The organism is Paenibacillus aurantiacus (genome assembly GCF_042431225.1).
Taxonomy (GTDB): domain Bacteria; phylum Bacillota; class Bacilli; order Paenibacillales; family Paenibacillaceae; genus Paenibacillus_Z; species Paenibacillus_Z aurantiacus.
Genome location: NZ_JBHMDO010000033.1, coordinates 460,686 through 483,109 on the forward strand (window position 1 = coordinate 460,686; position 22,424 = coordinate 483,109).

14 protein-coding genes and 1 pseudogene are annotated in these 22,424 nt (G+C 58.1%); 6 read left to right on the top strand and 9 right to left on the bottom strand.

Features of this window, described 5'->3' with window-relative positions; translation table 11 throughout:
• The first annotated feature begins 103 nt into the window (after window positions 1-103).
• A complete protein-coding gene (locus tag ACFFSY_RS20900) occupies window positions 104-772 on the top strand; it encodes a 4'-phosphopantetheinyl transferase family protein (protein ID WP_377497652.1) in 669 nt (222 codons plus the stop codon).
• Between the two features lie 31 nt (window positions 773-803).
• On the opposite strand, the gene ACFFSY_RS20905 is transcribed toward ACFFSY_RS20900, so the two are convergent.
• The 4 genes from ACFFSY_RS20905 to ACFFSY_RS20920 all read right to left on the bottom strand — a co-directional run bounded on the left by ACFFSY_RS20905 (window position 804) and on the right by ACFFSY_RS20920 (window position 4,301).
• Complete coding sequence (locus ACFFSY_RS20905) at window positions 804-1,397, bottom strand: M15 family metallopeptidase (RefSeq protein WP_377497654.1); 594 nt, start codon at window positions 1,395-1,397, stop codon at window positions 804-806.
• A 166-nt stretch (window positions 1,398-1,563) separates the two neighbouring features.
• Entirely contained in the window at window positions 1,564-3,396 is a 1,833-nt protein-coding gene (locus tag ACFFSY_RS20910; protein WP_377497863.1) for a UbiD family decarboxylase, read from the bottom strand.
• Window positions 3,397-3,443: 47 nt separating this feature from the next.
• Window positions 3,444-3,887 (bottom strand): hypothetical protein, encoded by a 444-nt coding sequence (locus tag ACFFSY_RS20915; RefSeq protein WP_377497656.1) that lies wholly within the window; start codon window positions 3,885-3,887, stop codon window positions 3,444-3,446.
• 102 nt (window positions 3,888-3,989) lie between these two features.
• Window positions 3,990-4,301 (bottom strand): hypothetical protein, encoded by a 312-nt coding sequence (locus tag ACFFSY_RS20920; RefSeq protein WP_377497658.1) that lies wholly within the window; start codon window positions 4,299-4,301, stop codon window positions 3,990-3,992.
• 524 nt (window positions 4,302-4,825) lie between these two features.
• Here ACFFSY_RS20920 and ACFFSY_RS20925 point away from each other — a divergent pair.
• Window positions 4,826-6,574: a fibronectin type III domain-containing protein gene (locus ACFFSY_RS20925; protein ID WP_377497661.1), complete on the top strand. Its 1,749-nt coding sequence runs from the start codon at window positions 4,826-4,828 to the stop codon at window positions 6,572-6,574.
• A gap of 241 nt (window positions 6,575-6,815) precedes the next feature.
• On the opposite strand, the pseudogene ACFFSY_RS35115 reads toward ACFFSY_RS20925, so the two are convergent.
• Both ACFFSY_RS35115 and ACFFSY_RS20930 read right to left on the bottom strand, forming a co-directional pair.
• Window positions 6,816-6,939, bottom strand: a pseudogene (locus ACFFSY_RS35115) (YnfA family protein); the annotation flags it as partial.
• A 21-nt stretch (window positions 6,940-6,960) separates the two neighbouring features.
• Window positions 6,961-7,935, bottom strand: a complete 975-nt coding sequence (locus ACFFSY_RS20930) for a quinone oxidoreductase family protein (protein WP_377497663.1) — start codon at window positions 7,933-7,935, stop codon at window positions 6,961-6,963.
• A gap of 163 nt (window positions 7,936-8,098) precedes the next feature.
• Between ACFFSY_RS20930 and ACFFSY_RS20935 the strand changes: the two genes are divergently transcribed.
• Entirely contained in the window at window positions 8,099-9,307 is a 1,209-nt protein-coding gene (locus tag ACFFSY_RS20935) for an MFS transporter (protein WP_377497665.1), read from the top strand.
• Between the two features lie 64 nt (window positions 9,308-9,371).
• Window positions 9,372-10,214: an aldo/keto reductase gene (locus ACFFSY_RS20940; RefSeq protein ID WP_377497667.1), complete on the top strand. Its 843-nt coding sequence runs from the start codon at window positions 9,372-9,374 to the stop codon at window positions 10,212-10,214.
• Between the two features lie 116 nt (window positions 10,215-10,330).
• Here the strand turns inward: ACFFSY_RS20940 and ACFFSY_RS20945 are convergent, their stop codons facing one another.
• The 3 genes from ACFFSY_RS20945 to ACFFSY_RS20955 form a co-directional block, all read right to left on the bottom strand.
• The gene (locus ACFFSY_RS20945; RefSeq protein WP_377497669.1) at window positions 10,331-12,082 is read right to left on the bottom strand and encodes a methyl-accepting chemotaxis protein; all 1,752 of its coding nucleotides are present in this window, start codon (window positions 12,080-12,082) and stop codon (window positions 10,331-10,333) included.
• A 203-nt stretch (window positions 12,083-12,285) separates the two neighbouring features.
• Complete coding sequence (locus ACFFSY_RS20950) at window positions 12,286-12,717, bottom strand: VOC family protein (protein ID WP_377497671.1); 432 nt, start codon at window positions 12,715-12,717, stop codon at window positions 12,286-12,288.
• A gap of 211 nt (window positions 12,718-12,928) precedes the next feature.
• A complete protein-coding gene (locus ACFFSY_RS20955) occupies window positions 12,929-13,648 on the bottom strand; it encodes a YebC/PmpR family DNA-binding transcriptional regulator (protein ID WP_377497673.1) in 720 nt (239 codons plus the stop codon).
• 272 nt (window positions 13,649-13,920) lie between these two features.
• On the opposite strand from ACFFSY_RS20955, the gene ACFFSY_RS20960 reads away from it, so the two are divergent.
• Together ACFFSY_RS20960 and ACFFSY_RS20965 are read left to right on the top strand one after the other, a co-directional pair.
• A complete protein-coding gene (locus ACFFSY_RS20960) occupies window positions 13,921-20,628 on the top strand; it encodes a CLIPPER-2 domain-containing protein (protein ID WP_377497675.1) in 6,708 nt (2,235 codons plus the stop codon).
• Entirely contained in the window at window positions 20,625-22,310 is a 1,686-nt protein-coding gene (locus ACFFSY_RS20965) for a hypothetical protein (RefSeq protein ID WP_377497679.1), read from the top strand. Before ACFFSY_RS20960 ends, ACFFSY_RS20965 begins: the two co-directional genes overlap by 4 nt.
• The last annotated feature ends 114 nt before the right edge of the window (window positions 22,311-22,424 follow it).

Below are 22,424 nucleotides of genomic sequence, written 5' to 3' on the forward strand. Positions count from 1 at the left end.
GATTACTCACCTTGCAAGAACACTTATATAGGTCGAATGGCAGATTTTATTTAAACGTTGCGTGAATAGGGTTCGAGGCAGATTGAAAGGTAGGTGGAGCGCGATGATCGAGGTGTTCTACGCGCAATCCGGCAGTCACGAATGGCTGCTGGACGAACGCGCGGCGGCGGATATGCTGACAGAAGAAGAGATCGAACGATACCGGGCATATCGGACGAATGTGAAGCGTAAGGAATTTTTGCTTGGACGGATGATGATGAAGCAGCTGCTCGGACGGAAGTACGGACAATCGCCGCAAGCCGTGAAGCTTGGCAAGAACGCTTACGGCAAGCCAACCTATCCAGGCGAATGGCAGTTCAATCTCTCGCACGCGAACGGCACTGTCGCCTTCGCCCTTGCCAGGCACCGGCGGATCGGCATCGACCTGGAGTTTATGGAGCCCTCCAATCTCAATCTGGTCCACCATATTTGCTCGGCGGAAGAACGGGATTACTTGCAGGCGAAGACAGGCGCGGAGCTCCATGCTTTCTATGAGATTTGGACCAAAAAAGAAGCGTTGATCAAAGCAGCCGGAACGGGCTTCGCGATGGATCCGAAGGAAATCCGGGTGGCGCTCGGCGCGCAGCAGGGCCAACGGGACGGCTGGCTGTTCCTGGAGCCATGTCAACTCCTCTCCTCCTATCAGCTCGCGGTCGCTGTGGAGCGACTCGAACCCGATACCGACGCGCAGGTGCGGATGACGGTCGAGGAGTGGGACGTCCCTCTCCTCTGACACAAAAAGAGGCATATCAACAACATAACTCCTATTCTTCGGCCGCCGGCATCGGCGGCCTCTTCCCCTGCCGGAGCTCCCGGATCGATAAGCCGAAATCCATCTGCAGATGCGGATAATCCGGGAACCCCTTCCAGTCGCCGCCCCAGCTGAAGCCAAGCCCCTTGGCCAGTGTGACGATCTCCATCCAATCTGCTTGTCCGTTGCCATTGCCGTCGTATTCCAAATCCCAAATAATCTCGCCATCCGCCATCTCGAGGGCGAAGTCGACGGCAAGACCGTAGTTATGATAGGAATGACCGCCTTTCACGTTCGTCACGATCGATCCCGGCTCCGACCTTCCCTTTCGGTACAGCGCATCCTGCTCGGCGGCGGAGCGAAAATCATCCGTGATCCGGATGGCGATTCCTCGCTGCTTGCCCGCCTCCTTCAACTGATAGGCCTTAGCGGCGACTTCGGGGTGCAGCCCGGTGACCGGTTTGGGGTGCCGCACGGTTTCGATTGGCATCAATTCAAGGACCGCGGCAGTCAGCAGCGTGAGAAATGTCAGCCATAACAATATACGGAAGGTCGAGCGTTTCTTCTTGGGCTTGCGAGGGTGGATATAGTGCGGTATAGGTTTCATGAGTCCAACTCTTTCTACTTGCGGAATGGGATATTTGGAAAGGCGGGGATGGAGACCGATGGTCGCATCCTTGCGATTACCTATTGTGATAACGAGCGAAACGCGCAAAAAGCTGATACGAACACAGCAAAAAAACCGCAGAGATCGCGGTTTTTCGCAGTTCTATTTAGAGGCGAACCTTGTCAAGGCTCCCGCCTTTGGCGAATAGACGCATTACCCGCTTCTCCACGTCCGGATCCGGCACGAGCGGCGGCGCATGATGCGGTTTTAGCCGGGCGTCGATGATGAGATTGTCGCAGCCCCAATGCTTATGCTCGTAGCGGGCATTCACGCCGTGGATATCGTGCGACGGATTGCTGCGGGTAAACGCGGCCCATAGGAAATTGTCGAACTTCGCGGTCATGAAGTCGCTGTCATCGCAGATAACGATCAGCGGACATTCCGGCAGCGCCCCTCGCTCGCGAATCGCTTCGCCGAGCAGACCGAGCTCCCGTTCCGCTTCCGCATAGCTCGCGAATGCCGGTCCTTGCAGCGCAACGGCCCCCGGCATGATCAGACGCGCCTGCGGGAAGCCGCGCAGCTCCCGAAGAGCCGCCGGCACCTCCGAGCACAATTCGCGCTTCTTCTCTCCGTATGCCGCGAACACAACCTTGCTTCCGCTATTGAGCCCCGTCCCGGAATAGTCAAGCGTATCGATCGTCGTATTCGTGTGAAAATGCACGTCGCGGCCCAAATCCATCCGCTCCAGCATGTAGCCCATGAATTCAGCCTCTCGGTGCGTCGTTACCGGGACGTCGTCCTCGGCCGTGATGAACAAGTATTTCGCCAAGCTGAGCTGTCCCGTCCCGAGGATGCGGCTGGCCAGCGTCAACAGCTCGGTCGGCTGCTTCACCTGCTGGTAAGGCGTATACCGTTCGCTGCCCAGCGCTAGCAGCAGCGGGTGCACGCCGGCGGCATCAACCGCATGCACCTCTTCGACGCCGGGAATTTCCTGCTTGATCGCATCGCCGGTGAGCTCATGGATAAGCGCGCCGAAGCTCGTATCTTCTTGCGGTGGGCGGCCGACGACCGTGAACGGCCATATGGCGTTCGGCTTGGCGTATACTTTATGAACATGCAAATAAGGGAACGGGTGCGTCAAGCTATAATAGCCCAAATGATCGCCGAACGGCCCTTCTGGCTTCGTCTCGTTCGGACGCAGTTCGCCCGTGATGACGAAGTCCGCGTCATGACTGATGCAGTAGCCGTCCTCATATCCGTAGCGGAAGCGCCGTCCGGCCAATAACCCGGCGAATGTCATCTCGCTCAATCCTTCGGGCAGCGGCATGACCGCCGAGAGCGTATGCGCAGGCGGCCCGCCGATGAAGATGCTCACCTTGAGCGGCTCGCCCCGTTTGCTCGCCTTTTGTTGATGGACGCCAATCCCCCGATGAATCTGGTAATGGACGCCGACCTCTCCGTTCAAGGCGTACTCGTTGCCCGTCAGCTGAATGCGGTACATGCCCAAGTTCGCGTTCATGATGCCCGGCTTGGCGGGATCTTCGGAATACACCTGAGGCAGCGTGACGAACGCGCCGCCGTCCATCGGCCAGCTTTGAATCAGCGGAAGATCGGAGATCCGAATCTCTTGCGATAATGAGGAGCCCCTGCCGTTCTTCTTGGCCGGGAGCGCCTTGGTAGCCGCGATTCCCGTGGCAAGGTGACCGAACGGCCGCTTGAGCGCCTTCATCGGATCCCCGCGCAAATCCATTACACGGCGCACGCCATCGAGCGTGTCGCGGAACATGAACTTGCTCCGCTCAAGCGTCCCGAACAAGTTCGATACCGCCCGGTACTTCGAGCCTTTCACGTTCTCGAACAGCAGCGCCGGCCCCCCGGCTTCATATACCTTCAGATGGATCGACGCCATCTCGAGGTAAGGATCGACTTCCTCCTTGATCCGCACCAAGTGACCATGACGCTCCAAATCCGCAACGCATTCTTCCATATTCCTATACATCCCCATGCCCCAATCCTTGAAAAATAGTAGTTCTTCTAACTGTAGCATCAGGGATTGTCCTCGTCAAAAGCCGACGGATTACGCCAGGATGAAACGGCGTTCGCCTTGACTGACGCAGAGGTGATTTCCGAGCGGAGAAGAATAGCCAAACAACCAGCACGGCAGGGCCTAACCGGTTGTTCGCGTTTCCTTTCCGCGTAATGGATGAACGTTGTGCCGCTTTTGACCAGTTTGCACTCGGAATCCCGGAATGCCAGGGACGGAATTAGCGGTAAAGCGAATTCTCCATGCGCATCCACTTGGTCACGCCAATAGATTTGGCAACCCGGAATGGCGTGTCCCCGGTTCGCTTCGACGTTTCCGCTCGCAATCGCTTTGTCGAGCGGCGTCGAAGTACCGTAAGCCTTCGCGAGCTTCGCGTTCGGATCGACGCCTTTACGCAATATTGTCCCGATCTGGACAGCTTCGCCATTCATGGCCGCCAGAAACAACGCTTTCTGCGTGGCAGTCGGCGAACTCAGGCGGCATCATGAATAAGAGCCACAGTCTCCTGCGGCCCTCTCTGTTGCCCCGGATAGGCGGCTAGCATCGCATTAAATTTTCGTAATCGGCCGATACGTGAAATCCTTCGTTATTCGCAGCACCTTCAGCAGCCGGATTCCTTTGGGCTCCGGATTCGGCACCTTGAACTCCATGTACGGGCTAATCGACTTCAGTTCCGCATCCACATCATACACTTCTTTGAACAGCTGGACGTAATCGCCAACCGTCGCTTGCTTGCCCTTATCCAGGAACATCGCATGCTGCTCGTTCTTTACCTCGTAATAATCGACAGCTTCGACGGTGACATAATATTTGTCCTTCGTAACCGTGCTATCGGTCTCCTTGATAAATTCTTTGGTCATCGCATCGTTTCCCCTTTGTGCGCATCGGTGTTGCCACGGATCGGCATGTAGTAGACGTCTTGTAAGCCCTGCCTATTACAATATCCAAATTATCCAAACCGATACATGCCACAACGGCAACGAAAGGCGATGACCGGAGCGAACTTAGCCACGGTTGCCGACGGCTCCTGCCCTCACAGGATAATCGCTCCTATACGCTGGATTCATTGCCAACCGCTTTGTACCTGCCTGCCGTTACTTGGACCGCCCCTCTCGACATTCACATTCCGGAACACTGTGCCCAAGCCACCATTATTCTTGGTATTCATTGGTATTCAATCGTGATTCGTCAAATAATTTTCGCCCTAATTCGGATAATTTTACCTCTGGCTAATCTATCAGAATTATCCGACAATATTAGACGATCCTGGTCAACTAGGGATCGAGTTACAAGGGGAGGTGTGCGATTCAGAGACAAGGTCTTCTGCAAGACGGACCACACTGAAAGCCAGCAGATCTTTAAACGATGACTGAGGAGGAGTTTGATGAGAACGTCTTCACCGCATCCGATCACGGCCCGAAAACTATTGTCGCTCGTCTTGATTGCCGCCCTTCTTATTATGTGCATTCCCGCCATTGCCTCAGCTGCAGACCGCGGCGCCTGGGCGCCCAATGTCGCCTACACCGTGAGCGATACCGTCACCTACGGTGGCAAGACTTACAGCTGCAGACAATCTCACACTTCGCTTGTCGGCTGGGAACCTTCCAACGTTCCCGCGCTCTGGCTCGAGACGACCGGCGGCGGCACGAGCGATACGCAAGCACCAGCCGCCCCGGCTAACCTGCGCGTCACCGCCACCACCTCAACCAGCGTCGCATTAGCGTGGAATGCCTCCACGGATAACGTCGGCGTCACCGGATACGACGTCTACCGCGGCGCTTCGCTCGTGGGCAGCACGTCCGGTTCCACACTCACGTACACGAACACGGGCCTTGCCGCTGGCACGGCTTACTCGTTCACGGTCAAAGCCAAAGACGCGGCCGGCAACGTCTCCGCTGCAAGCGCTTCCGTAAGCGTAACGACGCCGGGCACCGGCGGCAGCGACACGCAAGCGCCTACCGCTCCAACCAATCTGGCGGTTACCGGCACCACGTCCTCCAGCGTCTCGCTCTCTTGGAGTGCTTCGACCGATAACGTCGGCGTGGCCAACTACCAGGTGCTAAGCGGAGCGACCGTCGTGCTGACGGTGACGGGCACGACCGCGACGGTAACCGGTCTTAGCGCTTCCACCGCGTATACGTTCACGGTGAAAGCGAAGGACGCGGCTGGCAATACGTCGACGGCTAGCAACGCGGTTAACGCGACGACCCCGGGTACAGGAACAGGCGGCGGGTCGATTCCGAAGCACACGCTGACCGGATATTGGCAGAACTTCGTGAACGGGGCTACGAATCTGAAGCTTAGCGCCGTGCCGAGCCAATACGATATTATCGTCGTCTCTTTCGCGGAGATGGATGCGAGCAAACCCGGCGGCGTCACGTTCAACGTCGATTCCTCGCTCGCAAGCGCGCTTGGCGGATACACGAACGCCAATCTGATCGCCGACATCGCCGCCAAGAAAGCCCAAGGCAAGAAGGTCGTTCTCGCGATCGGCGGCGAGAAAGGCAATGTGAACTTGAACGCAGCTTCGCCGAACATTAGCAATTTCGTCAATAGCATGTACAGCCTTATCACGCAATTCGGCTTCGACGGCATCGATATCGACCTCGAGAACGGCATGAACGCAGCCAACGTCGCGACGGCCGTGCGCCAGCTTCAGCAGAAGGTCGGCTCCGGCTTCGTGCTGACGATGGCGCCGCAGACGATCGACATGCAGAATGAGAACACCGCCTACATGCAGTTGTACAAGAGCGTGAAAGATATTACGACCGTCATTAATGTCCAGTACTACAACTCTGGCTGTATGCTTGGCCGTGACGGCAAATGCTATTCGCAAGGAACGGTCGACTTCCTGACCGCGCTCACCGATCTGACGCTGCAATGGGTCGCGCCAAGCCAGCTTGGTCTCGGACTGCCAGCTACGACGTCCGCAGCAGGCGGCGGCTACGTAAGCCCGTCCGTAGTTAACAATGCGCTCGGCTGCTTGACGAGCGGCACGAATTGCGGCAGCTACAAGCCGGTTGCCAAATATCCGGATCTGCGCGGCGCGATGACATGGTCGATCAACTGGGATGCTTCCAGCGGATACGCGTACGCCAATACGGTGAAGCCTTATCTGACGAATTTGCCCTAATTTCTCTCCTTCCTGAACGAGAACCCGGGACCTCATTGGTCCCGGGTCTTCTGTAATGTCTATCTAGCGCCAGCGCCCGCCCTATCGCGCTGTCGAACATCCCCATATAGTAGGCGCGGATGCGAACAACCATGGACGATAACCGGTACCGTATGGACAAACGTCGTTAAGCGTCTTGCGGGGCGTCCTTGGCAAATTAACGACAAAGCGTGCCCGTTCCGAGCACGCTCCCAACAGACGCGACTAGCAGGAGTCCTCCCGTGACGCCGTACCAGTGCGGCTTCGATTCGCGAAGCCATGCCAACGAGATATCCCTCGCCAATCTCAGCCAGTCCCGCGCCGAACAAGATCATGGCCGATGGCATGACGTTTCTTCGTCTTTTCAACTAAGGGATCAGTAGAATTTTGCCCGAACTTGCCCGACTCTCGATTAGCCGGTGCGCCTTCGCTCCCTCTCCGAGCGCGAAGCACGCCGGAGGCGCAAGCTTCAGCGTCCCCGCTCTCAGCGCGCCGAACAAGGCTTCGCTTCGCTCGATACGCTCTGCCCGGGTCGTCAGATGGTTCCACAAATCGCCGCCTGTGAGCGTCTTCGACTCATCCATCAGCATGCGGGGATCGATCGGCTGCGGATCGCCGCCCGCCATGCCGAAGAAGACGACCGTCCCGCGTGTGCGCACTGCGCGAAAACTATCAATCAGTGTGACGCCTACGGAATCGTAAGCCGCATGGACGCCGTGCCCGCCGCTCGACCACGCCTTGGCCGCATCCGCCCAATGACCGCTTTCCCCGTAGAGCAGCACTTCGTCCGCGCCGGCTTCTAGCGCTTTCTCCCGTTTACTCTCGCTCGACGTCAAGCCGATCACGCGCGCGCCGCGGCCTTTGGCTAGCTGGCAAAGCAGTTGACCGACCCCGCCTGCGGCCGCATGGACCAGAACTTCGTCTCCCGGGCGCACACGATAACTGTCGTGAACCAAATAATGAGCTGTCAATCCTTGCAGAAGCACAGACGCCGCTTGTTCGAATGTAATATCCGGCGGCAGCGGAATCGCCTTCTCCATCGGGACGGCAACCAGCTCCGCGTTCGCGTGGGGCACGTCACAGAACGCGACCCGGTCGCCTGGCTGCAAGCCGCCCGAATCCCCTTCCACCCGCTCCACGACGCCGGCGCCTTCGTATCCGAGAATGTAAGGCGCTTCGCCAACCAAATGATAATGCCCTTTGCGCCGATACACGTCGGCGAAATTAAGGCCGATCGCTTTCATCCGGACGAGTATCTGTCCGTCTTGGGGCCGCGGCTCCGGAATCTCCCGCAGCGTCAACACTTCCGGTTCGCCGAACCGGTCGAATACCAAAGCTTTCATACTTTATCCCTCTTGTCTGTATTAATCGTCTTCCCTTGTTAGGCGCGTACAGGCACTTTGAAGTACCTATAGTACTTCAAAGTACGTACTGGTCTCCGCCACGCATTCCATTCATAATAACATTCACCGGCCGGTGACAACAGAGGAAGCGGAGTGAGAGAACATGGCGCTTGATGCCAAACGCGCCGCATGGGCGCTGCTCGCCTTGGCGATAAGCGCCTTTGCGATCGGAACGACGGAATTTATTAGCGTAGGGCTGCTGCCCTTAATCGCAGATGACTTGAACATATCGGTGGCCACCGCAGGCTTAACCGTGACTTTATACGCGCTCGGCGTGACGTTCGGCGCGCCGGTACTGACCTCGCTCGCTTCGGGCGTCGGTCGCAAGACGCTGCTGATCTGGATTATGGTCGTCTTCATCGCGGGCAACTCGCTAGCCGCGATGTCCGGAGGAATCGCGATGCTGCTGATCGCGCGGATCATATCCGCTCTATCTCATGGCATCTTCATGTCCATCGGCTCGACGATCGCAGCCGAGCTGGTTCCGGAGAACCGCCGGGCGAGCGCGATCGCCACTATGTTCTCGGGCTTAACCGTCGCGACGGTGACAGGCGTTCCGCTCGGCACGTTCGTCGGCCAGCAACTCGGCTGGCGGGCCGCGTTCGTGGCGATCGCCGTTATTGGCGCCCTGGCATTGCTCGCGAATTTGATCATGGTACCCGCCGCGCTTCGCAAGGGCGGCAAGACGCCAGTCCGCGAACAGCTGCGGCTCGTCACGAACGGCCGTCTTGCGCTCGCTTTCCTTATTACGGCGCTCGGCTACGGGGGCACCTTCGTCGTCTTCACGTATTTGTCGCCGCTGCTGCATGACATCACGGGATTTCAACCCTCCACGGTTGCGCTCATTCTGCTGGTGTACGGCATCGCGATCGCGATCGGCAATCTTATTGGAGGCAAGGCCGCTAATCGCAACCCGCTTAACGCGCTGTTCTATATGTTCCTGGTGCAAGCCGTCGTCTTGCTCGTGCTGACATTCACCGCTCCCATCAAAATAGCGGCGCTCATCACGCTGTTCGCCATGGGCTTGCTGGCCTTCATGAACGTGCCGGGTCTTCAGGTGTACGTCGTGAATCTCGCCGAGCAATACGCCCCCAAAGCCGTCGATGTCGCGTCGGCCGTCAACATAGCAGCCTTTAATGCCGGCATCGCGCTCGGTGCATATTTGGGCGGCATCGTGGCAGAACGCATGGGGCTCGTCCATACCGCTTGGGTCGGCGCCGTCATGGTCGCATTAGCAGCCATCTTAACGGCTTGGAGCCGGCTGCTGGCACGCCGAGACCAAGTGCCAGCGACAATAATGAAAGCCGGTTAATTAATCGACATCATCTCTATTTCCATCTCAAACCTACATCTATTCATTCAGGAGGAACATGCAAATGACACAATCGATTCAAAGCCGCACGACGCTAAATAACGGCATCGCAATGCCTTGGTTTGGCCTTGGCGTATTCAAAGTCGAGGAAGGCGAGGAATTGGTTCAAGCGATCCGCTCGGCGGTGAAGCGCGGATACCGCAGCATTGACACGGCCGCGATCTATGGCAATGAAGCAAGCGTCGGTCAAGGCATTCGGGAAGCTTTAGCCGAGAGCGGCTTAACCAGAGATCAGCTGTTCATTACCTCGAAAGTGTGGACGGCTGATATGGGCTACGAGGAGACGCTGGCTGCGTATGAAACCAGCTTGGCGAAGCTCGGTCTCGATTATCTCGACCTCTACCTCATCCATTGGCCGGTTGCAGGTAAGATCAACGACACATGGCGCGCCATGGAGAAGCTGTACCAGGATGGACGGGTCAAAGCGATCGGGGTCAGCAATTTCCAGGTTCATCATCTCGAAAGCTTAATGGAGACGGCTGAAATCAAACCGGTCGTCAACCAGGTCGAATTCCACCCGCTGCTCGTACAGGAGGAGCTGCGTGCATTCGCGAAGGCGCAAGACATCCAGCTCGAAGCATGGTCTCCGCTTATGCAAGGGATGCTGCTCGATCACCCGGTACTGCAGACAATCGCGGAGTCGCACGGCAAATCGGTGGCGCAAATCATCCTACGCTGGGATTTGCAGCATGGCGTAATCACGATTCCCAAATCGACAAAGGATCACCGGATCGCGGAGAATGCCGATGTGTTCGATTTCGCCCTGTCGGACGAAGACATGCGTCGCATTGACGCCTTGAACGAGAACCGCCGCGTCGGCCCGGACCCGGACAACTTTGATTTCTAATCCGCTCTGGATATGACGAAAGGGCGCTCCCAACAGCCGGTAAACCGACTGATGGGAGCGCCCTTTCCTTATCCCTAACTAAGCTGCGGTGATTATGCGCAAGGGCCGTATCCCAGCTACACGCGGAACTTGCCGATCGTATCTTTGAGCGCACCTGCCATATTACGAAGCTGCTCGGCGAATCCGGCCACTTCCTGCATGGACGCTAGCTGCTCCTCCGATGCCGCCGCGACGCGCGCGGAGTCCATCGAAGAATTCGACGCAATGCGTTCGACGTTGTTCAAGGAGACGGCGACGTGCTCGCTGCCCGCCGACATTTGCTCAGACGCGGCGGATACTTCGCCGACTTGCTCCGACACTTGGCGGATCGATTCGACGATCGCCCGGAATGTCTCGCCAGCCTTGTTGGCGACGATCGTGCCTGTCTGCGCTTCGGCCATCGATTGCTCCAGCGAATCGACGGCTTCGCCGGTCCGTTCACTGATGCCTTGGAGAATATCCGCGATCTGTTCGGACGATGTCTTCGAACGCTCCGCCAGCTTGCGGATTTCTTGGGCGACGACGGCGAAGCCTCTGCCATGCTCGCCGGCCCGCGCCGCTTCAATGGAAGCATTGAGCGCTAGCAGATTCGTCTGGTTCGCCACTTCGCCGATCAATGCGATCATCTCGCCGATCCGGTTGCTAAGTTGTCTCAGCTCATGCATGGTGCCGACCGATTTGTGCAAGTTTTGTTCGATCGCTTGCATTTGAACGACTGTCGATTCCATGTCCGCTTGGCCGAGATTCGCGCTGCCGGACGAGTCGGCCGCAAGCTCCGAGACGATAGACGACGATTCCGCGATGCGGCCGATACCGATGATCATCTCGTCCATGGCACGCTGCGAGTTGCGGAAATGCTGGAGCTGCTCGTCAAGCCCGGCTGCGATACTCTGAATCGCGTTTGTGATTTCTTCCGTCGCGTGAGCTGTTTGCTGGGCGCTCTCCTGCAGATTGACCGAAGCGTCGGACACTTCGCCGGATGTGTGGCGGATGCTGTTCGTCAATTGGCGCAGACTTCTCACCATATCATTGAAGGCATTCGTCGCTCTGCCGATCTCGTTATTGGACCCGGTCGGAATTTCGACGGTGAGATCGCCCTGCGCCGCGATGTTCGAGACTTCTGCCAAGCGCTTGAGCGGACGTACGGCAATGCGCACCATGATAATGGAAATCGCGATCGCAACGAGCGTGAACAGAAGACCAACCACGATATTCGTCCACAGAATACGGTTGAGCGAAGCTTTCACCATACCGTAATCGAAATCGATGCCGAACAACGCGACCGCTTTGCCGCTGTCGTCTTTAATTGGCGCCAAATACGAAATGTACGTCCCGAAATCGTCCGTATAATCGTCGGTCAACGCGAACCCCTTAGCCATCGCCTCGTCGTAGCCCTTTTCGAAAATACCGGTCATTACATACTCCGTGCCTATGAAATTTTCTGCTCCGTCGGCTGGATTGTGCGCATATTGGGAATTATACAAATACGTTTTGCCGTCTTGTTCGATCTTATCCGCTGTCAAGATATACGCGCCGGCGACGATTTCGTTATTCACCATGGCGTTCTGATCGGCCAGCAATTCGTCGAACGCATGTCCGGTCAGCGGCTGTTTCTCGTTAATAGCTTTCGTCGTCTCCGCCACTAGGTCGCTTTTGGCTTGCGTAAGTGCCGTGAAGACGGTGCCGTATTCCTCGAACTGCTCGAAATAGGCGGCTTTCTGATCCCGAATGGAAAGCGTGATCATCGATCCGATCACGACAATGAACAGGATGGATAGTACAAGCGAGCTTGTCAACGCCAAACTCTTGGATTTCAACAATTTGAACACAGGTAGCCTCCTCATGATGTGACCTATCTGATTTATCGGAATTTCCCCCTTGAAAATACAGCCCTAACCAACATTTTCTTTTCACCCCAACATTCTAATATTCTCGCGACGACAACCAACAACAAAAATAGGCCAACCAGAAATCTCCGATTGACCAAATAATATGGTGCCGCTGCCGGCTCCTTGCGTGTCTTCGCGTACGGTTAAGGCTGCGCGGCATCCGGGTCCTGCGCCGCATTCATATCCATGTAGAACACTTCCCATAAATGATGGTCCACGTCTTGGAAGCTCCATTGGTACATAAAACCGTGGTCGGCCTTGTCGCTCGACGGCTTGCCGCCTGCGGCCAGCGCCTGGCTCACGACGGCGTCGACCTCTTCCCGGCTGTCGACCGATAACGCGAATATCGCCTCGGCCGTTGCCTCGGCATTCGCAATATCTTTGGCGACGAACGTACGGAAATAATCTTCGACTAACAGCATCGCGTACATATTCTCGCCGATCGCCATACAAGCCGCGTTGTCGTCCGTGAAATTCATATCGAATTCGAACCCGATTTCGCCGAAAAACGCCATCGACCGCTTCAAATCTTTCACCGGCAAATTTATGAAAATCTGCTGTGCGCGAAATGCCATATCAAGCTCACCTCATCATCGAATTTGCCCGGGTGCGGGCTGCAAATCAAGCTTACCATGCAAGAGCAGGCCGGGGTTTCTTCTCGATTGCGCACTTGGCGAGCATCCAATGATATGACGAAGAGGCTTGCTGCGCGCAAGCCTCTTGCAGATGGCGGACCGTTAATCGCATCCGCTCTCCGATATGAGGTTATCAGAGCTTGTCCCGCCCCTACTCCTCGAACGCCACGTTATGATAGACTTGCTGGACGTCTTCCAGGTCCTCGAGCGCGTCGATCATTTTCTCGAACTTGACCAAGCCGTCCTCAGGCAGCGTCACGTCGTTCTGAGCGAGCATCGTCAGCTCCGCGACCGAGAATTCGGTAATTCCGGCATTCTTGAACGCTTCTTGCACCGCGTGGAATTGATCCGGTTCGGCGTACACGATAACCGTCTCGTCTTCTTCGACGATATCGCGCACATCCACGTCGGCTTCGAGCATCAGCTCCATCACTTCATCCAGCGACTTGCCTTCAACGCCAATCAGCGCCGTCGCGTCGAACATATAAGCGACGGATCCGCTGACGCCCATGTTGCCGCCGTTCTTCGTGAACGCCGCGCGTACGGCCGATGCGGTGCGGTTCACATTGTTCGTGAGCGCGTCGACGATGACCATCGAACCGTTCGGGCCGAAGCCTTCATAGCGAAGTTCTTCATAAATTTCGTCGGAGCTGCCCTTGGCCTTCTCGATCGCGCGGTCGATGATCGCCTTCGGCACGTTGTACGTTTTGGCCCGCTCGAGCACGACCCGCAAGGAACGGTTCGATTCCGGATCCGGCTCGCCCTTCTTCGCGGCTACGTAGATTTCAAGGCCGAATTTAGCATAAATGCGGCTTGTATTAGCGTCTTTGGATGCTTTTTTTTCTTTGATGTTGTTCCACTTGCGACCCATGATGTTCCCACTTTCTTCAAAGATTTATTCTCATTATAACCGATTTTCGCGCAGAATGGACTCCCCCTCATACCGGAATTCTGACCAGATCGTTCAAAAGTTCAATTTTTGGCCACCGTCGCTGCTTTGCCAAGATTCTGATCAATTATCAAGTACGCTATTCATTCCGACACCTGTCTTTCAACTTCAAGATAATAATGGACTTCCCCCGCTTCATAGGTATAGTGGGACGTTATTTCGATCAATGCTCTAGCATCCATCGGCACAAGGAGGTGAATCTCATTCCGCTCATTACTCGGGCAACGTTCAACGCCACCGGCGCGATCACGTTCACCGGCAATACGCTGGGCCTAAGCCGATCCGAGACGGCAGGCGTTCCAGGAACGCAAGACAGCATCGGCGCGTTCACGACGACGAATTCGACCGGCGCCTACGGATCCTATCCGAGCGGCACGACTAGCGCGTACGCAGGCAACAGTTCATCCGCAATTCTTACGCTGCCCGCCGGCAGTACCGTGTTATATGCCGAGTTAATTTGGGGCGGCTCCTATATTAACGGCAACGTAGATTTGAGCGCATTCATTAACAATGCCGTCACGTTCACGACGCCCGCCGGCACGTTCTCCATCTCCCCGGATTCGGCGACCAGCAATACGGTCAATCTCGGCAACGGCGCGTTCGCCTATACACGCTCAGCCATCGTGACAACACAGGTACAGCAAGCCGGAGCCGGTACATACACGACCGGCAACGTCGTCGGCACGATCGTTATCAACAACGATTCGACGGCCAATCACGCCGGGTGGACGCTTGGCGTCATCTACAACAATCCGAGTCTGCCCTTCCGCAACATGTCGCTGCGCGCCGGCGCCGTCCTCGTTCAGTCCACGTCCGCCTCGGTATCCACGACGCTGACCGGCTTCGCAACGCCGCTCTCGGGTACGTTGGGCGGAAGAGCCTTATTCAGCGCTCAGGAAGGCGACGCCAACAGAACGGGGGATCAGGCGCTATTCGGTCCTACCGCCGCAACGGCCGTCGCGTTGTCTGGGCCGAATAACTTCGCCACCAACTTCTTCGCCTCCCAGATCAACGGTGATACCGGCACGCTGAGTACGACAGGCACCTTCGGTACGCGCAACCAAACGAACGGTACGCCGGGCACGAATATCGTCGGAGGCCGCCAAGGCTGGGATATTACGAACGTCGATGTGTCCGCCCGGTTGGTGAACAATCAATCTTCGGCCGTACTTATTCTGACGACCTCCGGCGATGCGTACGTCCTGAATGCGAACGCCATTCAGATCAACATCAACGCACCGAACGTCACGCTCGCCAAGAGCGCGAACGTCTCTGGAGCCATCGTAGGCGACGTGATCACCTACACCGCAACGGTCCGGAACACGGGAACCGCGAACGCTTCCAGCGTCGTACTTACCGATCCGCTTCCGGCCGGCCTGACTTTCGTCACAGGCAGCGTGACGGTCGAAGGCGTATCCCGGCCGACTTACGATGTATTGGCCGGCGTTCCGGTCGGGACGCTTGCGATCAACGGCGCCGTGACCGTCACGTACCGCGCGACCGTTACCTCGAATCCTGCGCAGGTCGCGAACACCGCGAGCGCCGCTTTCTCGTTTCAGAGCGTGGCCGGCGGCCCGACGATCACAGGTGTCATTCCTTCGAACACGGTCACGACGCCGATCTATGCGCCGGTCATGTCGATCGTCAAGAGCGCGAACCGTGCAAGCGCCACGGTCGGCAGCACGGTGACGTATACGCTCGCGGTCCGGAATACGGGCAATATCGGCGCGGCGACGACCGTTACGGACAATATCCCTGCGGGCAGCTCGTTCATTGCCGGCACGTTCCGCGTGAACGGCACCGTCGTACCCGGCGCGAATCCGGCATCGGGGGTGGCCATCGGAACGGTCGCGGCGACCACGACGGTAACCGTCACCTTTGACGTACAGGTTAATTCGGTGCCGTCTCCGCCTCAGTTCGTCGATCAGGCCACGGCGCAGTATACCTTCTCTCCTCCGGATGGCAGAACGGTGTCTGGAAGCGCGTCGTCCAACAGCATCACCTTGCCGGTCTCGCTACCGAACGTGATCGTCGCCAAAACCGCCAGTCTGAGCAGCGTCACGGTCGGCGATTCGATTACGTATACCTCGGTTGTTAGCAACAACGGAACCGAAGCCGTCACGAACGTGATCCTGAGCGACGTCCTTCCCGCCGGCACTCAATTCATCAGCGGGAGCGTCACGGTCGGCGGCGCGCCGGTGCCTGACGCCAATCCGGCAAGCGGCATCGCGATGGGAACGCTGGACGCAAGCAGCTCTGTTAGCGTGACGCTCCAGGCGCTGGTCGTCTCCGTGCCGGCAAGCGGTCAGCTACTGAACCGTTCGAGCGTTTCGTACTCGTCCGGGACGCTTGCCGCTGGCTCGACGTCGAACACGACGACGACGATTGTATCCCGGCCGGTCATCAACATCGCCAAATCGGCCAATACGAGCGCGGCCTCGGTCGGCGATACGATCACGTATACGCTTGTAACGACGAATACCGGCAATATCAGCGCGGCTGTCACGATCAGCGACAATATCCCGGTCGGGTCGGCGTTCGTCCCGAACAGTGTAACGATCAACGGTGCCGCAAGTCCGGGACTATCGCCTTCAGCCGGATTCAGTATTGGCACGCTCAATCCGGGTGGAGGCGTGACGGTCACCTTCCAGACCGTCGTCAATGCGCTGCCGTCCCCTGCCGTTCTAACGGATCAGGGAACGGCGAGCTTCACGTTCACGTTGGCAGACGGCAGGACGATTTCAGGCGCAAGCAGCTCCAATACGCTGACAATTCCCGTATCCGCGCCGAACGTCACGCTTACGAATAGCGCCAGCGATACCGCGGCGGCTGTGGGCGAGCTGTTGACCTATAGTATCACGGTGACGAATAAAGGCGTTTCGCCCGTAAGCAATGTCGTCTTATCGGATCCGGTTCCAGCCGGGGCGGCATTCGTGGCGGGCAGCGTGATCGTCAATGGAATCGCTGCCCCTGACGCAAATCCCGGATCGGGCATCGCGCTGCTCACGCTCAATCCCGGTGGCGTCGCATCGGTATCCTTTCAAATCCGGGTGACCGGCATACCGGCAACCGGACAATTATCGAATGCCGCGAACGCAACTTTCACGTCCGGCGCGTTCTCCGGCACCTCGATCTCGAACACAGTCGCAACGCCCATCGCTCAGGCCGTCATCACGCTCGCGAAGAGCGCAAGCTTAGCTAACGCAACGGTAGGCGACACGTTCACCTATTCCTTCGCGATTACGAACAGCGGGAACGCAGCCGCCAACGTCACGCTGACGGACCAAGTCCCCGAAGCGTGCGTCTTTATCACCAACAGCGTGCTCGTAGACGGTTCCCCGCTGCCGGGCACAAGCCCGGTAACCGGCATCCCAGTAGAGAACGTCCCTCCCGGAGGGACGGTCATCGTTAGTTATGTCGTCACGATCGATTCCTATCCGAGCTCGCGTCAGCTTGTTAACCGAGCGCAAGCCGCCTTCTCCTTCAATCTCCCGAACGGAAGAACCGTCACGCGTACAGCCAGCTCGAATACCGTCATTGTCAAGGTGGCGCTGCCGAGCGTGTCGATCGTCAAGAGCGTCAACCGCACCGCGGCCATTGTAGGCGATTCGCTGCAATTCACCTCTCTGCTGACCAATAACGGAGGACCCGCCATCCATGGCGTCATCATCCGGGACATCCTCGCGGCGAACGTCGCTTTCGTCCCGGGAAGCGTCATGGTGGACGGCGCTTCGCGACCAGCAGCATCGCCGGCCGACGGCATATCAATCGGTTCACTGGCTCCTGGAAGGGCCGTAACCGTTACATTCGAGGTGAGCGTAATTATGGCAATCCCGTCTCAAGTTACGAACCAATCCACGGCAAGCTTTACGTCGGGCACGTTCTCGGCGACCTCTTCGTCCAACGTGACCACGACGCCGGTCACGCAGCCCCAAATCGCGCTGGTCAAATCATCCAGCACAAGCAATGCCACATTGGGCGATTCGATTACGTATACGATCGTCGTCTCGAATACGGGCAATCTGCCAGCGAATGTGACGGTCACGGACACGATTCCGGCGGGGACGACCTACACGGAGAATAGCGTCATCGTCGACGGCTTTCCGCTTCCCGGCCTATCGCCCGTAACCGGTATAGCCCTCGGACCGCTGGCTCCCGGCGTTTCAGCCACCATCACCTTCGGCGTTGTCGTCACGTCATTGCCTTCTCCGCAGCAGCTGTCCAACGTCGCGTCGTCTACGTTTACGTATACGCCGCCGGACGGAAGAACCATTACGGGAAGCGCACAGTCCAATACCGTCTCCTTCCCTGTCTCGGCGCCGAACGTCGGCTTAATCCTTAGCACCCCATCTACGGCACTCACGGTCGGCGATACGGTGACATATTCTGCCGTCATTACGAACAGCGGCATTGAACCGGTAACACTGGTCCAATTCACGACGCTCTTGCCGCCAGGCACATCCTTCGTTCCGGGGTCGGTAACCGTGGGCGGCACGCCTGTTGCCGGCGCAAGTCCGATCAGCGGCGTGCCGATCGGCACGATCCCGGCCGGCAATTCCGTAACCGTAACCTACAGCTTGCTCGTCCAATCCGTACCGACGCCGGCGCAGATCGATGCCACTGGTTCGGCTACCTTTACCACTGGCGCTTTCCATAGTGTGTCATACTCCAATACGGTGAGTACGCCGATCTACCAGCCCGTCATCGGCACCGTCAAGAGAGCCAGCTCGGATCACGTCACGCTCGGCAACACGGTCACCTATACGCTCACGGTTTCCAATACGGGCAACTATCCGGCGACCATCACATTGACCGACCCCATCCCGACCGGCGCATCATTCGTTGCGAACAGCGTGCTGGTGAACGGCGCGCCTCTGGCAGGCGCTGATCCCGTGACGGGCATTAGCGCAGGCGTGGTCGCACCAGGCGCATCGCTATCGGTGTCGTTCTCTATCGTAATCGAGACACTGCCGAACCCGCAGCAGATCGTCAATCAAGGCACCGCCGCGTTCGGGTACACGCTGCCTGACGGCCGATCGTTCAACCAATCTTCCGTCTCGAACCCCGTCGTGATCCCCGTATCCGCGCCGAATGTCGCAGTCGCGAAAAGTACGCCGTCCACAGCGCTTGCAGTCGGCGATACCATAACGTACACGACGACGGTGACGAACAGCGGCGTTGATACGGTCAATAATGTTCAGTTTACCGACCCGCTTCCGACCGGTACCGCGCTGGTTCCCGGATCGGTGACCGTGGATGGCGTCGTGCGGCAGGACGGCAATCCCGCAACCGGGATCATTATTGGCAGCTTGACGACAGGACAGACGGTCGTAATCGCCTTCAATGCAACGGTCGCGACACTGCCAAGTCCTGCGGTGCTTAATAACCAGTCTTCCGTTACCTTCACGTCTGGCGTCTTCTCAGGCGTGACGTTCTCCAATATCACGACGACGCCGGTGTACCAGCCAATACTAAGCGCAGTCAAAAGCGGCGGAACAACCGCCGCCACCGTCGGCGACACGGTCACCTATACGATCAACCTGTCTAACGCGGGCAACTATGGCGCCACCGTCACGTTAACGGATACGATTCCGACCGGTACCGTCTTCCTGCCGAACAGCGTGCTCGTAGGCGGCCAGCCCGTACCAGGGGCAGATCCGTCCACGGGCATTCCGCTTGGCGTCGTGGCGGATAGAGCGACCGTCTCTTTCTCCGTCGTCGTGGAGAGCTTGCCGCCCAATCAGCTTCTGACGAACCAAGCATCGGCCACGTTCTCTTTCACGCTTCCGGACGGACGAACGCTTGGCGGCTCGCTGACCTCCAATACGGTGACGATTCCGGTATCCGCGCCGAATGTTGCCGTCGTCAAGTCGACCTCCGCGACCGATGCCGTCGTCGGTGATACGATATCCTATTCCATTGCGGTAACGAATAGCGGGATTGAAAACATTGGCAGCGTGGTGCTGACCGACGCGATCCCGGCCGGCGCAGCGTTCGTGCCGGATTCCGTGACGGTCGACGGCTTGCCGCGTCGAGGCGCCATCCCGAGCAACGGGGTCTCTCTGGGCACGATCGCGCCAGGCGGCACCGTTACGGTTGCGTTCAACACGACGGTGACAAGTCTGCCGACGCCGCCTGCTCTCGGCAACCGGGCATCCGTTACGTTCACGTCCGGCTCTTTCTCGGGCAGCACGTTATCGAATCCGGTCGTCACGCCCGTCTACCAGCCAATCATCGCCGTACTCAAAAGCGCAAATACGACGAATGCAACGGTCGGCGATACCATCAACTATCTGTTGTTCGTCACCAATTCCGGCAATTTGCCCGCAACTGCAACGCTTACCGACCAGATCCCGGCGGGCGGGGCGTTCGTGCCGAATAGCGTGCTCGTCAACGGCGTACCGCAGCCCGGCGCGAACCCGACAGCGGGCATTCCCGTTGGCGTCGTGAACCCAGGGGAGACGGTAAGCGTGAGAGTATCGCTGGAAGTGACCGTCGAGACGCTCCCGGCGGGTCAACAACTGGTGAACCAAGCCGCTGCCACTTTCACCTACTCGCCGCCGGACGGCCGCGTTCTTACGGGCAGCGCGGCTTCGAACACGCTTGTCATTCCGGTATCTTCGCCGGATGTCTCCGTTGCGAAGAGCACGAGCGCGATCGATGCCGTCGTCGGTGATATCATCACGTACAGCATTCTCATTACGAATAATGGCAACAGTCCCGTCAATAACGTCGTCCTTGTCGACCCTGATCCGGCCGGGACGGTATTCATTCCGGGAAGTGTTATCGTTGCCGGTACCGGCCGTCCGACCGCCAATCCGAATACCGGCATCGTGGTCAACACAATCGCCAGCGGCGATTCAGTCACGATTGCCTTCCAAGTGCGGGTCGTCACGATATGACGGCCGATGGACCGCGCGAATTCTCCGTTCAGAATCAGACGCACGTCCGTTTCCGGAACGGCTCGTACGAAGGCGTCGCGTATTCCAACACGGTCAGTACGCCGCTCGTCGGTCCACTGCTGCAAGTAGCCAAAAGCGTAAGCGTAACGCGTGCAGCCATCAATCAGATCGTCACGTATTCGGTCGCGCTTACGAACACCGGGAATCGCGCCGCCGAGGTGACGGTCGTCGATCCATTGCCGGCGGGCCTATCGTTTATTGCCAACAGTGTCCTCATTGGAGGCGTCCCGTTAACGGGCGTCTCCCCTTCGAGAGGGATTCCGGTCGGCAGCGTGGACATCGGCGCTACTGTCAAGCTCACCTTCCAGGCTATCGTCGTCAGCATCCCGCCTGGCTTGCAGTTCGCCAATCAGGCGCGGGCTGATTATGCCTTCACCGCGCAATCCGGCAGAACTGTGCGCGGGTCGATTCTCTCGAACACCGCCGCTTTCGGCGTGATCCCTTATCGGCTGTCCGTCTCGGCCAGTTCGAGCACGAACGTTACTTTTGCCGGTGATGTCGTCTCTTACGAAATCGTGCTGACCAATGAGGGAGGTGAAGCGCTCGAGAACGTCCTGATCACGATTCCGCTGCCGGATGACTTCGGCTTCGTTCCGGGGAGCGTAGTGATCGGCGGCGTGTTTATGCCCGGCATCGAACCGGGCAGCGGCATTCCGATCGGCCTTCTTCAACCCGGGCAGACTGTACGGGCTACCGTTGGCTTGCGCGTCGCCGGCGTTACCTCTGGCGAACAGGCTGTCGTACAAGGTCGCATCGATTACACCGTCGGCGGGGTCGCAGCAAGTCTTCTCGCCAACCCGCTCGTCTTCACGGTCGTCAAGCCCAAAGTCACTGTGCAGCTGCAGGTAAACCGTACTCGGGCGAGCGTTAACGATACGCTGCAGTACGCAGCTGTCGTCCGTAATGACAGCAGCTTCGCACTCGATGCCCGGCTAACCGGCATCATCCCGCCCGGCACGGCGTTCATCCCAGGCAGCGTGACCCTCGACGGCCAGCAGCAGTCCGTAACCCGGATCGAGAGCGGGATTCCGCTCGGCACGCTGCGCGCCAATTCGAACGCGGTCATCCGTTATCGCGTCAAGGTGCTGCCGTCTGCGATCGTTCAAGGGCTCCCGCCTATCCTCGAAGGCGCGCTCGCCTCGTTCACGTTCCGGCTCGCGGACGGGAGGGTCGTGAGCATGACAGCGGCCGCCAATACTGTGAAGACGGATCTGTATGCGCCGCTCATTAGTGTCACGGCTGTCTCACAGCCACAATACGTTGAACCGGGCGAGTCCGTCGGCATCAGCGCGGTCATACGCAATAGCGGTAACCTGAGAGCGGAAGTCACGCTTCTGCGGACCGACCATCCCCCCGAATATTTCATACGCGACGTTCGGATCGGCGGCCGAAGCGTGCCGGGCTTCCCGCTCGCAGAAGGACTTTACGTGGGTGATATTCCGCCGGGCGAATCGATACGGGTCGCCTACATTGGCGTGATCGGCGACTACTACGATGTGGCCTTGCCCGATATTGTCGGCAGCTTCACGGCGAGATTCGCCTATCGGTTCGAGGACCAGATCAACATCGGCGAGAGCCGCTCGAACGAATACGTCATTGTCGTCGACCAAACGAACGAGTAACGATCCGCTTGCAAAAAGGCTGTCCCGCGCAGCAATCGCTCGCGCAAGGGCAGCCCCCCTCTCTCTCCATTCTGCTTCCCCTTCGTCTCCGCTAGAACGCCTGCGATAATCGGC

Coding starts and splice junctions, on each gene's coding strand:
- ACFFSY_RS20900 (WP_377497652.1), top strand. CDS start 104: ATGATCGAGGTGTTCTACGCGCAATCCGGCAGTCACGAATGGCTGCTG.
- ACFFSY_RS20905 (WP_377497654.1), bottom strand. CDS start 1,397: ATGAAACCTATACCGCACTATATCCACCCTCGCAAGCCCAAGAAGAAA.
- ACFFSY_RS20910 (WP_377497863.1), bottom strand. CDS start 3,396: ATGTATAGGAATATGGAAGAATGCGTTGCGGATTTGGAGCGTCATGGT.
- ACFFSY_RS20920 (WP_377497658.1), bottom strand. CDS start 4,301: ATGACCAAAGAATTTATCAAGGAGACCGATAGCACGGTTACGAAGGAC.
- ACFFSY_RS20925 (WP_377497661.1), top strand. CDS start 4,826: ATGAGAACGTCTTCACCGCATCCGATCACGGCCCGAAAACTATTGTCG.
- ACFFSY_RS20930 (WP_377497663.1), bottom strand. CDS start 7,935: ATGAAAGCTTTGGTATTCGACCGGTTCGGCGAACCGGAAGTGTTGACG.
- ACFFSY_RS20935 (WP_377497665.1), top strand. CDS start 8,099: ATGGCGCTTGATGCCAAACGCGCCGCATGGGCGCTGCTCGCCTTGGCG.
- ACFFSY_RS20940 (WP_377497667.1), top strand. CDS start 9,372: ATGACACAATCGATTCAAAGCCGCACGACGCTAAATAACGGCATCGCA.
- ACFFSY_RS20950 (WP_377497671.1), bottom strand. CDS start 12,717: ATGGCATTTCGCGCACAGCAGATTTTCATAAATTTGCCGGTGAAAGAT.
- ACFFSY_RS20955 (WP_377497673.1), bottom strand. CDS start 13,648: ATGGGTCGCAAGTGGAACAACATCAAAGAAAAAAAAGCATCCAAAGAC.
- ACFFSY_RS20965 (WP_377497679.1), top strand. CDS start 20,625: ATGACGGCCGATGGACCGCGCGAATTCTCCGTTCAGAATCAGACGCAC.